Annotated in this window: 11 protein-coding genes; 6 read left to right on the forward strand and 5 right to left on the reverse strand. The window is 62.6% G+C overall.

The genetic code is table 11. The features are described from left to right. The first annotated feature begins 14 nt into the window (after positions 1 to 14). The 3 genes from AAFO92_RS04225 to AAFO92_RS04235 all read left to right on the forward strand — a co-directional run bounded on the left by AAFO92_RS04225 (position 15) and on the right by AAFO92_RS04235 (position 3,470). Positions 15 to 785, forward strand: a complete 771-nt coding sequence (locus AAFO92_RS04225) for a type III pantothenate kinase (protein WP_347533414.1) — start codon at positions 15 to 17, stop codon at positions 783 to 785. A 6-nt stretch (positions 786 to 791) separates the two neighbouring features. After that, on the forward strand, positions 792 to 2,462 hold the full coding sequence (locus tag AAFO92_RS04230; protein WP_347533415.1) for a ribonuclease J: 1,671 nt from the start codon (positions 792 to 794) through the stop codon (positions 2,460 to 2,462). A 165-nt stretch (positions 2,463 to 2,627) separates the two neighbouring features. Continuing rightward, positions 2,628 to 3,470: a hypothetical protein gene (locus tag AAFO92_RS04235; protein WP_347533416.1), complete on the forward strand. Its 843-nt coding sequence runs from the start codon at positions 2,628 to 2,630 to the stop codon at positions 3,468 to 3,470. Between the two features lie 34 nt (positions 3,471 to 3,504). On the opposite strand, the gene AAFO92_RS04240 is transcribed toward AAFO92_RS04235, so the two are convergent. After that, the gene (locus AAFO92_RS04240; RefSeq protein ID WP_347533417.1) at positions 3,505 to 5,385 is read right to left on the reverse strand and encodes a ricin-type beta-trefoil lectin domain protein; all 1,881 of its coding nucleotides are present in this window, start codon (positions 5,383 to 5,385) and stop codon (positions 3,505 to 3,507) included. Between the two features lie 184 nt (positions 5,386 to 5,569). Between AAFO92_RS04240 and AAFO92_RS04245 the strand changes: the two genes are divergently transcribed. Continuing rightward, on the forward strand, positions 5,570 to 5,851 hold the full coding sequence (locus AAFO92_RS04245) for a hypothetical protein (protein ID WP_347533418.1): 282 nt from the start codon (positions 5,570 to 5,572) through the stop codon (positions 5,849 to 5,851). Positions 5,852 to 5,857: 6 nt separating this feature from the next. On the opposite strand, the gene AAFO92_RS04250 is transcribed toward AAFO92_RS04245, so the two are convergent. The 3 genes from AAFO92_RS04250 to AAFO92_RS04260 all read right to left on the reverse strand — a co-directional run bounded on the left by AAFO92_RS04250 (position 5,858) and on the right by AAFO92_RS04260 (position 9,283). Continuing rightward, on the reverse strand, positions 5,858 to 7,288 hold the full coding sequence (locus AAFO92_RS04250; protein WP_347533419.1) for a DEAD/DEAH box helicase: 1,431 nt from the start codon (positions 7,286 to 7,288) through the stop codon (positions 5,858 to 5,860). Positions 7,289 to 7,523: 235 nt separating this feature from the next. Next, positions 7,524 to 8,159, reverse strand: coding sequence for a hypothetical protein (locus tag AAFO92_RS04255; protein ID WP_347533420.1), 636 nt, complete (start codon positions 8,157 to 8,159; stop codon positions 7,524 to 7,526). A 122-nt stretch (positions 8,160 to 8,281) separates the two neighbouring features. Continuing rightward, complete coding sequence (locus AAFO92_RS04260; RefSeq protein WP_347533421.1) at positions 8,282 to 9,283, reverse strand: GlxA family transcriptional regulator; 1,002 nt, start codon at positions 9,281 to 9,283, stop codon at positions 8,282 to 8,284. A gap of 169 nt (positions 9,284 to 9,452) precedes the next feature. Here AAFO92_RS04260 and AAFO92_RS04265 point away from each other — a divergent pair, with 169 nt between their 5' ends. Next, positions 9,453 to 10,823, forward strand: a complete 1,371-nt coding sequence (locus AAFO92_RS04265; RefSeq protein ID WP_347533422.1) for a 3-deoxy-7-phosphoheptulonate synthase class II — start codon at positions 9,453 to 9,455, stop codon at positions 10,821 to 10,823. Positions 10,824 to 10,854: 31 nt separating this feature from the next. Here AAFO92_RS04265 and AAFO92_RS04270 read toward each other — a convergent pair whose 3' ends face one another. Beyond that, positions 10,855 to 11,544, reverse strand: coding sequence for a PAS domain-containing protein (locus AAFO92_RS04270; protein ID WP_347533423.1), 690 nt, complete (start codon positions 11,542 to 11,544; stop codon positions 10,855 to 10,857). A 220-nt stretch (positions 11,545 to 11,764) separates the two neighbouring features. Between AAFO92_RS04270 and AAFO92_RS04275 the strand changes: the two genes are divergently transcribed. Continuing rightward, positions 11,765 to 12,643, forward strand: a complete 879-nt coding sequence (locus tag AAFO92_RS04275; RefSeq protein ID WP_347533424.1) for a YicC/YloC family endoribonuclease — start codon at positions 11,765 to 11,767, stop codon at positions 12,641 to 12,643. The last annotated feature ends 1 nt before the right edge of the window (position 12,644 follow it).

Here is a 12,644-nt window from a genome sequence, read left to right on the forward strand (position 1 = left end):
GAGATAAAGAAGAAATGCTTCTGGCGATAGATTGCGGCAACACCAATACCGTCTTCTCGATCTGGGATGGCAAGAAATTCCTGTGCACCCTGCGCACCTCGACCCATCATGCGCGCACGGCGGATGCCTATTTCACCTGGTATTCCACGCTGGTCAAACATTTCGGGATCGATGTCGAGATTACCGATGTCATCATTTCCTCCACGGTCCCGCGCGTGGTTTTCAACCTGCGCGTCTTTGCCGACCGGTTTTTTGGCTGCCGGCCGCTGGTGGTGGGCAAGCCGGAATGCCGTCTGCCGGTGGAACCGCGGGTGGATGAGGGCACGCAGGTGGGCCCGGACCGGCTGGTCAATACCGCAGGGGCCTATGACCGGCATGGCGGCGACCTGATCGTGGTGGATTTCGGCACCGCGACCACCTTTGACGTGATCGATCATGACGGTGCCTATGTCGGCGGCGTGATTGCGCCGGGGGTGAACCTGTCGCTGGAGGCGCTGCACACCGCCGCCGCGGCCCTGCCGCATATCGACGTGACCAAGCCGTCCCATGTGATCGGCACCAATACCGTCGATTGCATGCAATCCGGTGTCTTCTGGGGATATGTTGGGCTTATCAACGGGATATGCGAAAGAGTTAAGGCCGAGTTCGGCCGCCCGATGCAGGTGATATCGACCGGTGGTCTGGCGCCGCTGTTCGAGCAGGGGCACGCGATGTTCGACGTGTTCGAGGATGATCTGACAATGCATGGGCTGACCGTGATCCATGACTACAACAAGGAAGGCTGAAGCCCGATGAGCAGCGAAAGACTGATTTACCTGCCGCTTGGCGGGGCGGGCGAAATCGGCATGAACGCCTATGTCTACGGCTATGGCAAACCCGGCGAGGAACGGCTGATCCTGGTGGATCTGGGCGTGACCTTCCCGGATATGGATGGCAGCCCCGGTGTCGATCTGATCCTGCCGGACATTCAGTGGCTGGCCGAGCGCCGAAATCAGCTGGAGGCGGTGTTCATCACCCATGCGCACGAGGATCACGTGGGCGCGGTTGCGCATTATTACGACCAACTGGGCGCACCGATCTATGCGCGCGCTTTCACCGCCAATATCGCGCGGCGCAAGATGGAGGAACACGGCCACCCCGATACTGCCGTGCGCACCGTCTCGCCCTGGCCCGAGACCACAGAGGCGGGGCCGTTCACGGTGGGGTTCGTACCGCTTTCCCATTCGATCCCCGAAAGCTCGGGTCTGGTGATCGACACGCCCGAGGGGCGCCTGGTGCATACCGGCGATTTCAAGATGGATGCCGACCCGGTGGTGGGCGAGCCGTTCGACCCCGGCCAGTGGCAAGAGATCGCCAAACCCGGTGTCAAGGCGCTGATCTGCGATTCCACCAATGTTTTCAGCCCTGCCGAGGGGCGGTCGGAATCGAGCATCGGCCCCGAGATCGAAAAGCTGGTTGCCGGGGCAAAAGGCATGTTCGTCTGCACCACCTTCGCCAGTAACGTGGCACGGGTCAAGACGCTGGCCGAGGCCGGGGTGCGCGCCGGTCGGTCGGTCTGCCTGATGGGCCGGGCGATGCGGCGGATGATCGAGGCCAGCGTGGAAACCGGCGTGCTGAAGGGCTTTCCCAAAGTTGTCAGCCCGGAGGACGCCAAGCAGATACCGCGCGAAAGCCTGATGCTGATCGTCACCGGATCACAGGGGGAACGCCGCGCGGCCAGCGCGCAGCTGGCGCAGGGCAAGTATAACGGTATCACCCTGACCGAGGGCGACACGTTCCTGTTCTCGTCCAAGACCATCCCCGGCAATGAGCGCGGTGTCATCCGGATCGTCAACCAGTTCAGCGAGATGGGCGTTGACGTGGTCGATGACAGCAGCGGGCTTTACCACGTATCGGGCCATGCCAACCGGCCGGACCTGGACCGGATGCACAAGCTGATCCATCCGCAGATGGTGATCCCGATGCATGGCGAACACCGGCATCTGCGCGAACATGTAAAACTGGCGAAGAACAACCGCCTATACGGCGTACTTGCGGTGAATGGCATGATGATCGACCTCAGCCAGAGCCCGCCGGTAGTGGCCGAATATATCGAGACCGGGCGAACCTATCTGGACGGGTCGGTCAAGATCGGCGCGCTGGACGGGGTGGTGCGCGACCGCATCCGCATGGCGCTGAACGGGCATGTGATGGTGAACGTGATCCTGGACGAGGATGACGAGCCTTTGGGCGAGCCCTGGTGTGAAATCAAGGGCCTGCCGGAAACCGGGCTGAGCCGCGCGCCGCTGGTCGACGTGCTAGAGGAAGACTTGAGCCAGTTCATGGGCCGCGCCGGGTCGAAGACGCTGATCGACGACGACAAGCTGGAAGAGGGCCTGCGCCGGGTCACGCGGCAAAGCGCCCAGGGCGAGATCGGCAAGAAACCCGAGGTGTCGATCATCATCAGCCGGTTGTCCTCGTAGGGGATCGGTCATCGGGGCCGAAACAGGCGGTCCCCGGCAGTCCGGCGCCTTGTCGGGGGGAAACGCCGCCGTTTTCGCGTTTGCGACGCCGGAAATGTCGAAAACAGCGCAGACCGGTCCGGCGCGCGGGGCGTTTCATGGATCCATGAAACGGAGCCGACCTCGATGACTGCCGACGCAACCCGACTGATCGACCTGGCCCGCTATCCGATCAACCGGGATGGCCCCGCGCGTGATCGGGTGCTGGCGCAGGTGCGAGCCGACCTGGACGGCGACGGTTGCGCGGTGCTCAAGGGGTTTCTGACCCCGGAGGGTATTGCCGCGCTGGCGGCCGAGGCGGACAGCGTTGCCGCCAAGGGGCACTGGTCGAAAAGCCGGACCAACGCCTATTTTACCAAGGATGATCCCAGCCTGCCAGATGATGACCCGCGCCGACAGTTCTATGACCGGTCGAACGCGTTTGTGCCCGCCGACAATTTCCCCGCGAACGGCCCGCTGCGCAGCGTCTATGACACGCCGGGGTTCGATGATTTCATCCGCGACTGCCTGCAGGAAGAGAAGTTCTACCGCTATGCCGACCCGCTGGCGGATGTGATCGTCAACGTGGCCGAAGAGGGCAACGGGTTCCCCTGGCATTTCGACACCAACAATTTCACGGTGACGCTGGCGATCCAGAACGCCGAGGAGGGGGGCGCATTCGAATATGCGCCGGGCATTCGCGAAGGCAACGAAAACTTCGAAGAGGTGGCGCGGGTGCTGAACGGCACCTCGGACAAGGTGACGGTGCTGGAGCTGGAACCCGGCGATCTGCAACTATTCCGTGGGCGTTATTCGCTGCATCGGGTGGCGCCGCTGAAGGGCGCACGCCCGCGCTATGTGGCGATTTTCTCCTATGTGGAAGAGCCGGGTATGGTCGGCGCGCCCGAGCGTACGCAACAGCTATATGGCCGGACCTTGCCGATTCACCACCAGCGGGCCGGGCAGCGGGCCGATGATTACCTGGACTGAGCCCGCCCGGGTGTTCGCGTGACCGGTTGTGCCGCTATTTCGGAATATAGCTCCAGTGCTGGTTTCCGCTGTCGAGATTGCAATGGTTCGTCACCACATAGGTTTTCTCGCCCTGCTTCGGTGTGCCGAACAGCAAGCAGCGGCCATATCCCGCCTCTTGCAGGACGCCCGCGGCACCGGGTTTGCGTGCATTGGCATCGCGTTTCACCGGGATAAACCGCCATTGCTGCACGCCTTCCTTGCTGTGGCAGGCATGCGGGGAAAGATGGGCACCGTTCTTGACCGGGGCGGCGATACAGGCCTTTTCGCGGATCTGCAGCTGGCCGGTGGGCAGCCAGCGGAACCGCTGCAGGGCCTTGGGTGCGTCCGAGGCGCAGGTCTTCATGTATAGTTTCTGATCCGAGCTTTTGGCGGTCTGGGCCGTCAGGCAGGTCGCGTCATGGCGATAGAGCGATTTCATCTGGTAAAGCCCGGGGGCCGGATACCAGATGTCGCTGACGGCATCTTCGACCTTGTGCTTATAGGCCGCGCGCAGCTGCGGGATGTCCATGCAGCCGGGATGCTTGAAGCCCAGGTTCTGCTCGAACTGGCAATAGCTGTTGCGCGCCGCGACATGATCCTGGTCAAAGATCGCGTCCACAAGGTCGGGTTTGCCCAGGAACGCCTCGGCCGGTTGGGCCGGGTTGGCCATCTGCAGCGGCAGGCGCGCCATCAGCAGGTACGGGTCGGTCGCCTCATCGTCGAGCGAGGCGGTCAGGGCGTGGTCATCGGCGCATTTGGCCGGCGCGTTCTTGACCCGCCAGTCGTTACAGTCCTTGTAGAGCTGTTCGACCGTCGCGCGGTTCGCCAGCAGATCGTTTTGCAGCTTGCTCAGGCTGTCCTGATCGCCGGCACCCGCGTTCTGGTTGCGGCCCAGAACATGGGTGAATTCTGCCGCGCCTGGTTTGTTGACCAGTGGCTCGACCGTGTTCAGCATCGTGTTATAGGCGGCCCGGTAATAGGCCAGCCTCAGCAGGTCGGGGCTTGGTGTCAGCTTCTTGTGATTCCAGCTGACAAGCGCATCGTAGGATTGCACCTGATAGCCGACATTGACGGTGTTGGGCGTCTGGTTCAGCCCGTCGATCGCGGTCTTGACGGATGCCCATTCGGCATCGACGGGGGTGCCGCTCTCGGACACGCCCGAAACGGGTTTGCCGCCGGTCTGGCTGTAGGTGATTTGCAGTTTGCCGCTGGCTTTCTGCTGGTTGACCGTGGCGTTGACCTTGCTGTCGACACTCCAGCCGGCGCCCTTGGCCTGCATCGACGAGGAAATGCTATTGCGGGTGGATTGGTCAACGCTGTGGAAGGACAGGATCGCATAGCCCTGCGCGCCGGTATAGATCATGCTGACAAAGGAATCGCCGCATTTCTCGCGGAACGCGGCCTCGCCCTTGTTCTTGAGGATATTCCTGGCCGGTTTGGTCAGACGGATACTGGCGCCCTCCTTGACCTTTATCTTTTCCGGGGCCCCCTGGTAATGGGCATAGAGCGCATAGTTCAGGCTGGTCTGGTTCAGCTTGCTGTCATGGGCAAAGCCCATTTTCCCGGTAACTTCCCCGCCGAAAACCTTGCCGCTGGCCGAAACGTCGATGTTCAGCGTGCGCATCAACCCCAGCGTGTTCGACACCTGCATCAGGCGTTTGTCATAGGGGCCCTTGTCGCCCTCGCTGGTGAACGAGGTGAAGCCCTCGATACAGGGTTCGGGGCCCTTGAACTGGCTGGTGACCGTATCGAAGGGCAGGCCGATCTGCGCATTGTCGCCCCGGGTGATCGGGTAATCATGGGTGCCGTAGCTGTCGCCGAGGGTCTGCTGGGCGATGGCGGGGATCGGGGCCAACAGGGCGGCGATGAAACAAATTCTGACGGATCGCAACATGAATACCTCCAATAGTTGTTTGAAAATAAAACAACTTTGAGGAGAAGTTTCCCTTAGGTCAAGGAAAATGGGTTTGTGCGGTTGCGGTCGAACTTTGCCCGTCCCGATTCCCTGTGATTGCAATTCGCGGGATAATCTGTCGTTCTGTCGATGCCGAAGCCAATTCAGAGGAGGAGATTGGGGGATGCGTAAACTGATGTTTTCAGGGGCACTGCTGGTGGCGGCCTGCGCGCCCGAGCCCCGGCCCGAAGCGGACCTGCCCTTTGTGCGCGGCTATCGCGCCCCGGCCGATCAGTGCCAGTTGGTCGGAGAGAGCGCGGCCACGGTCAATTACCTGGATGATGCCGCCGATCTGGTGGGCTGCCCGGAAGATTACGAAGGTGTCGGGGTTTTTGTCACCGAAACGGGCGCGCAAGAGGTCGCGCGGGTGCAAGGGTACATCCTCTTTTCCGTGCCGGTGCGCTGACGCGGATCAGCCTGTCCGCCGGTCGTCGAAGCTGAGCGCGATGAAGCTGGGCAGGTGATCGCCCATGCCGACAACCTTGTTGCCGCTGCGCCCGCCACGATCGGATTTGCCGCCATCCGATTTGTCCCGGCCTGCGCGGCTGCGGGTTTTGGGCGTGTCGTCCTGCTGCTTCTGCGCCTGCGCCGTATCTTTGGTCTCGGTCTTGTCCTCGGGCTTTTTGCGCGAGCGGGTGCGTTTCGGTTTGTCGGCTTTGACCTCGTCAGTGTCCGCTGCCGGGGCATCATCGGATTTCAGCGGATTGTCGATCCGGGGGATTTCCTTCTGGATCAGGCGTTCGATTGCATCCAGGTTCTTTTCGTCCCGGGGGATACAGATCATCATCGCCTTGCCGTCACGGCCCGCGCGGCCGGTGCGGCCGATGCGGTGCACGTAATCCTCGGCATGGCCGGGCACGTCGAAATTGAACACGTGGCTGACCGAAGGCACATCCAGACCGCGGGCGGCCACGTCGGACGCGCAGAGGAACCGCAGCGTGCCTTCGCGGAACCCGTCCAAGGTGCGGGTGCGCTGCGACTGGTCCAGGTCGCCATGAATGGGCGCGGCGTCATAGCCGTATTTCTTGAGCGATTTGGCGACGATATCCACATCCGTCTTGCGGTTGCAGAAGATGATTGCGTTGGTGCATTTCTCGCCTTCACCGTCGATCAGCGCGCGCAAGAGCTTGCGCTTCTCGGTGCCTTCGCGGTCACGCCGGCTGGCCTTGAACATCACCACGCCCTGTTCGATGGTCTCGGACGCGGTGGCCTGCCGCGCTACCTCTATCCGCTCGGGGTTGCTGAGGAACATGTTGGTGATCCGCTCGATCTCGGGCGCCATGGTGGCGGAGAAAAAGAGCGTCTGGCGGGTAAAGGGGGTCAGGCCGAAGATCCGCTCGATATCGGGAATGAACCCCATGTCCAGCATCCGGTCGGCCTCGTCCACGACCATGACCTTCACGTCGCTCAGGATCAGCTTGCCGCGTTCGAAATGATCCAGCAGGCGGCCCGGAGTGGCGATTAGCACGTCGACGCCCTTGTCAATCAGCTGGTCCTGTTCCTTGAAACTGACACCGCCGATCAGCAGCGCCTTGGTCAGCTTCAGGTGCTTGGAATAGGTGTCGAAATTCTCGGCCACCTGCGCGGCCAGTTCCCGCGTGGGGCACAGCACCAGTGAACGCGGCATCCGCGCCCGGGCCCGTCCACGGGCCAGCAGCGACAGCATGGGCAGCGTAAAGCTGGCGGTCTTGCCGGTACCGGTCTGGGCGATGCCCAGAACGTCACGCCCTTCCAGCGCGGGTGGAATCGCACCTGCCTGGATCGGGGTCGGGGTTTCGTACCCGGCTTCGTCAATGGCTTTCAGAACCTTGGGGTTCAGCTTCAACTCGGAAAACTTGGTCATATGTGTCCGTCTTTTGCGGACACTGCCTTGGCCCGCGCGTCTGATATCCGGATCGGACCCCGAACGGGCCCGTGGCCATCCACAAGAATGATCCGGTTTGCAAGCGTTTACCGGAAGATGGGGGGTGTGGTCAATGCAGGCTGTGGATCAAGCGGAAATCAGCGGTGTGGTGCGCGCCTCTGCTGCGGTAGGGGCACGTTCGGTGCGGCCCTGCCGGCGTGACGCAAGTGGGTGCTCAGGGCATCGTGGCAGCGTCCAGAAACGCCCGTGCAGATGGGTGAATCATGGGCCGGTAGCCCTGGGCCAGCGCTGCGACGGTGGGTTCCGGCGTCAGGACCGTGACGGCGCCCGATGGCGGGCGGGGCAGGGCGGCGATATAGCCGCCCGCCTGGTATCTGAGCAACTGCCGTGACCAGAGCAGATGCGCCGCCCCGTCGACCCACAGGAAGGTACCATCGGGCAGGGTTGCAATCTGGGCCTCATGGCGTCGGTGGTGGCGATTGCGGGTGACGCGGGCGGCATGCAGCAACCGGTCGTCGTGATCCAGCGGGTTATCCCCATGCGCCTCTGCCCAGGCGGCGCGAAACGCCTCGTAATCCGGGCGGCGGCACAGGCCACAGGGACGGTGCCCGGCGGCAAGGGCGCAGGATTCATCCGGGAAAAACAGCTCGGTATAACGGCGCGGGGACATCACCGGGCGGTGCCAGTCCTTGTATTTCAGGACGCAGGTGACCCAATGCGGATGCGTCCAACGTGCGGATTTCAGGTGCTGCCGGTCGTCATGCAGAATGCCGCGATTGCCCATCAGCGTGCCGCGCCACGGTTGCGCGGCGATTTCACCAGTGGGCAGGACGCGGTTCTGAAGCGGCATCCCGGCAGTTTATCGCGCCCTGCCCGAAGGTCCAGTCGTCACGCCATCACTTTCGGGTCAGTTGGCCAACCGGGCGCACCGCAACGTATGAATGATCGGGCGTGGGCGGCTGACCCGCCGCGTCAGAATGACAGCCGTGCCGATTGCGCGCCGCGCTCGCGATAGGGGGTGGTGTTGTAATGCGACCGATAGCATTTCGAGAAATGCGAGGGCGAGGCAAAACCGCAGGCAAGCGCCACGTTGATCACCGTCATGTCGGTCTGCATCAGCAGGTTGCGGGCCTTCTGCAGGCGCAGTTCCATGTAATAGCGTTTCGGGCTGCGGTTCAGATAGCGGCGGAACAGGCGTTCAAGCTGGCGGGTGGACATGCCCACATCCTTGGCCAGGACAGAGGGGCTGATCGGTTCCTCGATATTGCCTTCCATCATCTGGATCACCTGGCTCAGCTTGGGATGGCGGACCCCGATGCGCGTGGGCACGCTCAGCCGCTGCGTGTCCTGGTCGGTGCGGATGGTGGAATAGATCAGCTGATCGGCCACCGCATTGGCCAGCTTCTCGCCGTGGTCCTCGGCGATGATCTTGAGCATCAGGTCAATCGACGAGGTGCCACCGGCGGTGGTCATCCGGTTGCCGTCAATGACAAAGACGGATTTGGTCAGGTTGACCTCTTCGAATTCCTCCAGGAAACTGTCGTGGTTTTCCCAGTGGATCGTGGCGCGCTTGCCATCCAGTAGACCCGCCTTGGCGACCGTGTAGGCGGCCGTGCACAATCCGCCCACGGTCAGCCCGCGCCGTGCCTCGCGGCGCAGCCAGTTGAGCACTTTCTTGGTGGTCGCTTCCTGAACGAATATGCCGCCGCAGATCATCACCACGTCGTCGCGCCTGAGCTCTTCCAGGTCGATATCGACGTTGAACGTGGCACCCGCCGAGCAGGAAACCGCCTCGCCGCCTTCGCCGGCCAGCACCCAATCATAGAGCGTTTCATCGGCCATGCGGTTGGCGATCCGCAGGCTTTCGACGGCTGCCGCGAAGCAGAGCAGAGTGAAGTTGTCCAGCAAGACGAACACGAACCGCCGCGGCTTTCCCGCAGCAGCGTCAGGCTTGCCGGTGGTACCCCAGTTCATTGCGCTCGAATCCCTTGCAGGTTTGGGCCATTCTGGCCTCTTTTAGGAAACTGTTGCAAATGGCAATAGGCAGAGGGCAAAATTGCGTAGTTTCGTTGAATACATATATGGCGTCCCGGGAGCCCGTTTAGTATAGACGGGTCTCGAAGTCTGAAAGCGGAGAAAGACGATGACTGAGTGGCAAAAATCTGACTGGCGTGCGAAACCGCGGGTTCAGATGCCCGAGTATACCGACGGCGCGGCACTGAACCGGGTTGAATCGAAACTCTCGCAGTATCCTCCGCTGGTTTTTGCAGGCGAGGCTCGGCGCTTGAAGGCCGCACTTGGCGCTGCATCCCGGGGCGAGGCCTTCCTGCTGCAGGGCGGCGACTGCGCCGAAAGCTTCGAGCAGTTCAGCGCCGATGCGATCCGTGACACGTTCAAGGTGATGTTGCAGATGGCGATGGTCTTGACCTATGGCGCCAAGGTGCCGGTGGTGAAAGTGGGCCGGATGGCCGGGCAATTCGCCAAGCCCCGTAGCGCGCCCACCGAGACCGTGAATGGCGTCGAGCTGCCCAGCTACCGCGGCGACATCATCAATGACCTGGCCTTCACCCCCGAGGCGCGCATTCCCGACCCGGAGAAGATGCTGCAGGCCTATACGCAGGCCGCGGCCACGCTGAACCTGCTCAGGGCGTTTTCGACCGGCGGCTATGCCGACGTGCATCAGGTGCATTCCTGGACGCTGGGATTCACCGAAGGGGAAAAGGCCGCGCGGTACCGCGACATGGCGAACAATATCAGTGCGGCGCTGGATTTCATGACCGCCGCCGGCGTCGACAGCGATCGCGCGCATACCCTGCAGACGGTGGATTTCTACACCAGCCATGAAAGCCTGCTTCTGGAATACGAAGAGGCGCTGACGCGGCTTGATTCCACCTCCGGAAAATGGCTGGCGGGCTCCGGTCACATGATCTGGATCGGCGACCGTACCCGCCAACCGGACGGGGCGCATGTGGAATTCTGCCGTGGCGTGCTGAACCCGATCGGGCTGAAATGCGGCCCGTCGATGACCTCGGATGACCTCAAGCGGCTGATGGCGACGCTGAACCCGAATAACGAGGCCGGCCGCCTGACGCTGATCGCGCGTTTCGGTGCGGGCAACGTGGCGGAACATCTGCCGCGCCTGATCAAGACCGTGCGGGAAGAGGGCGCCAACGTGGTCTGGGTCTGCGACGCGATGCACGGCAACACGATCAAGTCGGCCACCGGCTACAAGACGCGGCCGTTCGAAAGCGTGCTGCGCGAGGTGCGCGAATTCTTCGGTGTGCACAAGGCCGAGGGCACGATCCCCGGCGGTGTGCATTTCGAGATGACCGGCCAGGACGTGACCGAATGCACCGGCGGCGTCCGCGCGGTCAGCGAAGAGGATCTGTCGGATCGCTACCACACCGCCTGCGACCCGCGGCTGAACGCCAGCCAGTCGCTTGAGCTTGCCTTCCTCGTGGCACAGGAGCTATCGGCGCTGCGTGAAGCCCGCGCCGAGGCACAGGCGGTCTAAAAAAAGCGGCGCCCGTTGGGGCGCCGTGGCTTCAATCACTTTGTTCTGAATTCTGTACAAGGCGCAGATACGGCCTCTCGCTGGGGTGTTTCTGCGGGGTTGCGTCATAAGGTGTGGCCGGATCGGCAAAGCCTGCCTCGGGTGCTTTTTCAACGGTGGGCGCCGGGGCGGTCTCCGCGGGCGCGGCCAGGTTTTCGACGCTGTGGCTGACGATGTTGAACCGGCGCGGGGTGCGCCCGATCAGCCCATCGGTCAGGAAACAGCCCAGGGCACGGGATGTATCGCCCAGATCGCTACGCAGCGGCAGCATCAGCAGCGTACCCTTCAGCGCCCGGTGGCCGATACCCGCCGGGGATTCGACGTTGATCTTGACGATGGCCGGGCGGTCGAACACCTCGACCAGCAGTTCCGACAGCGTCGTGCGATGTTCCGGCGCGATGAAGGCGCTGATCGGCATTCCACGGACTTCCATGCCCATCAGATCGCTCAGATGCGTGCCGGCGATCCTGAGCCGGGCCAGACCCGGTGCGATCTTTTCCGCGATGAAGGCGTTTTCCAGCAGTGCCTCGATCCCGCGCGGGTCGATATCGGTCCGGCGGGGCACGACCTGACCTTTGCGCATGCTTGACCAGTAGGTGATGAAGGCCGCAAGGTTCTTCTCTTTCCCGCGCATACCGCTGTGGATCAGCGTTGTCTTCACGTGGTTGATGTCTTCCTGCATGGTTCACCTAATCCTGGAATACGGCGCTCGGTTCAGTCGCCCGTTGGGCCCTGTCGCCCGGTTCGGTACAATTATGACTCATTTTTAGGGTTATTGCTTACAAAAATTATGCACTTGGTTAACCGTGTGTGCGCTGCTGCCGCGCCGGGCCGCTTGCCAGCCTCAGGCTGAATGGCTAGGACGGGCGGACAGTCAAGTGGAGAGCGCGGTGATATACTCGATGACGTCTTTCGCTTCCGGGAAGGGAGCGTTCGAGACCTATTCCTGGACATGGGAACTGCGCAGCGTGAACGGCAAGGGTCTGGACGTTCGGCTGCGTGTGCCGGACTGGATCGAGGGGCTTGAGGCCGGCATACGTGCGCGTCTGGGCAAGGCGGTTTCCCGTGGGAACCTGGCCCTCTCGCTGCGCGTGTTGTCCGAAGATCAGGCCGGGGGGCTGTCGGTCAATCCCGCGCAGCTCGAGGATGTGCTGCGGGCCATGGCGCATGTCGAATCCCGCGCGATGGATGTGGGTCTGTCGCTGGCACCGGCCAATGCCGCCGAAATCCTGGGCATTCGCGGCGTGCTGGAAGCGGGCAATAACGATCAGGATACCGCGGCGCTGTGCAAGGCGCTGCTGGCCGACCTGGACCCGCTGGTCGAAAGTTTCCTGGACATGCGCGGTGCCGAGGGGCGCGCGCTTGAAACCGTGCTGACGGATCAGCTGGCGGTGATCGAGGATCTGACCGCCAGGGCCGCGGAAATCGCCGAGGAACGCAAGAACGAGGTGGCCGAAAACCTGCGTACGCAGCTGGCACGGGTGCTAGAAAACAGCGATGGCGCGGACGAAACGCGGGTGGCGCAGGAACTGGCGATGCTGGCGGTCAAGGCCGATGTCACCGAAGAGATCGACCGCTTGGGCGCCCATGTCGCCGCGGCGCGGGATCTGCTGGCTGCCGGGTCGCCCATCGGCCGCAAGCTGGACTTCCTCAGCCAGGAATTCAACCGCGAGGCCAACACCATCTGTTCCAAGGCACAGTCAGTGGCGCTGACGGGCGTTGGGCTGGAGCTGAAGACGGTGATCGATCAGATGCGCGAACAGGTGCAGAATGTGGAATAAG

The organism is Roseovarius sp. CAU 1744, from assembly GCF_039839345.1.
In the GTDB taxonomy this organism is placed as follows: domain Bacteria; phylum Pseudomonadota; class Alphaproteobacteria; order Rhodobacterales; family Rhodobacteraceae; genus Roseovarius.

Excerpts from the sequence above, each read along its gene's own strand:
- AAFO92_RS04225 (WP_347533414.1), top strand. The coding sequence starts at position 15 with ATGCTTCTGGCGATAGATTGCGGCAACACCAATACCGTCTTCTCGATC.
- AAFO92_RS04230 (WP_347533415.1), top strand. The coding sequence starts at position 792 with ATGAGCAGCGAAAGACTGATTTACCTGCCGCTTGGCGGGGCGGGCGAA.
- AAFO92_RS04235 (WP_347533416.1), top strand. The coding sequence starts at position 2,628 with ATGACTGCCGACGCAACCCGACTGATCGACCTGGCCCGCTATCCGATC.
- AAFO92_RS04240 (WP_347533417.1), bottom strand. The coding sequence starts at position 5,385 with ATGTTGCGATCCGTCAGAATTTGTTTCATCGCCGCCCTGTTGGCCCCG.
- AAFO92_RS04245 (WP_347533418.1), top strand. The coding sequence starts at position 5,570 with ATGCGTAAACTGATGTTTTCAGGGGCACTGCTGGTGGCGGCCTGCGCG.
- AAFO92_RS04250 (WP_347533419.1), bottom strand. The coding sequence starts at position 7,288 with ATGACCAAGTTTTCCGAGTTGAAGCTGAACCCCAAGGTTCTGAAAGCC.
- AAFO92_RS04255 (WP_347533420.1), bottom strand. The coding sequence starts at position 8,159 with ATGCCGCTTCAGAACCGCGTCCTGCCCACTGGTGAAATCGCCGCGCAA.
- AAFO92_RS04260 (WP_347533421.1), bottom strand. The coding sequence starts at position 9,283 with ATGAACTGGGGTACCACCGGCAAGCCTGACGCTGCTGCGGGAAAGCCG.
- AAFO92_RS04265 (WP_347533422.1), top strand. The coding sequence starts at position 9,453 with ATGACTGAGTGGCAAAAATCTGACTGGCGTGCGAAACCGCGGGTTCAG.
- AAFO92_RS04270 (WP_347533423.1), bottom strand. The coding sequence starts at position 11,544 with ATGCAGGAAGACATCAACCACGTGAAGACAACGCTGATCCACAGCGGT.
- AAFO92_RS04275 (WP_347533424.1), top strand. The coding sequence starts at position 11,765 with ATGACGTCTTTCGCTTCCGGGAAGGGAGCGTTCGAGACCTATTCCTGG.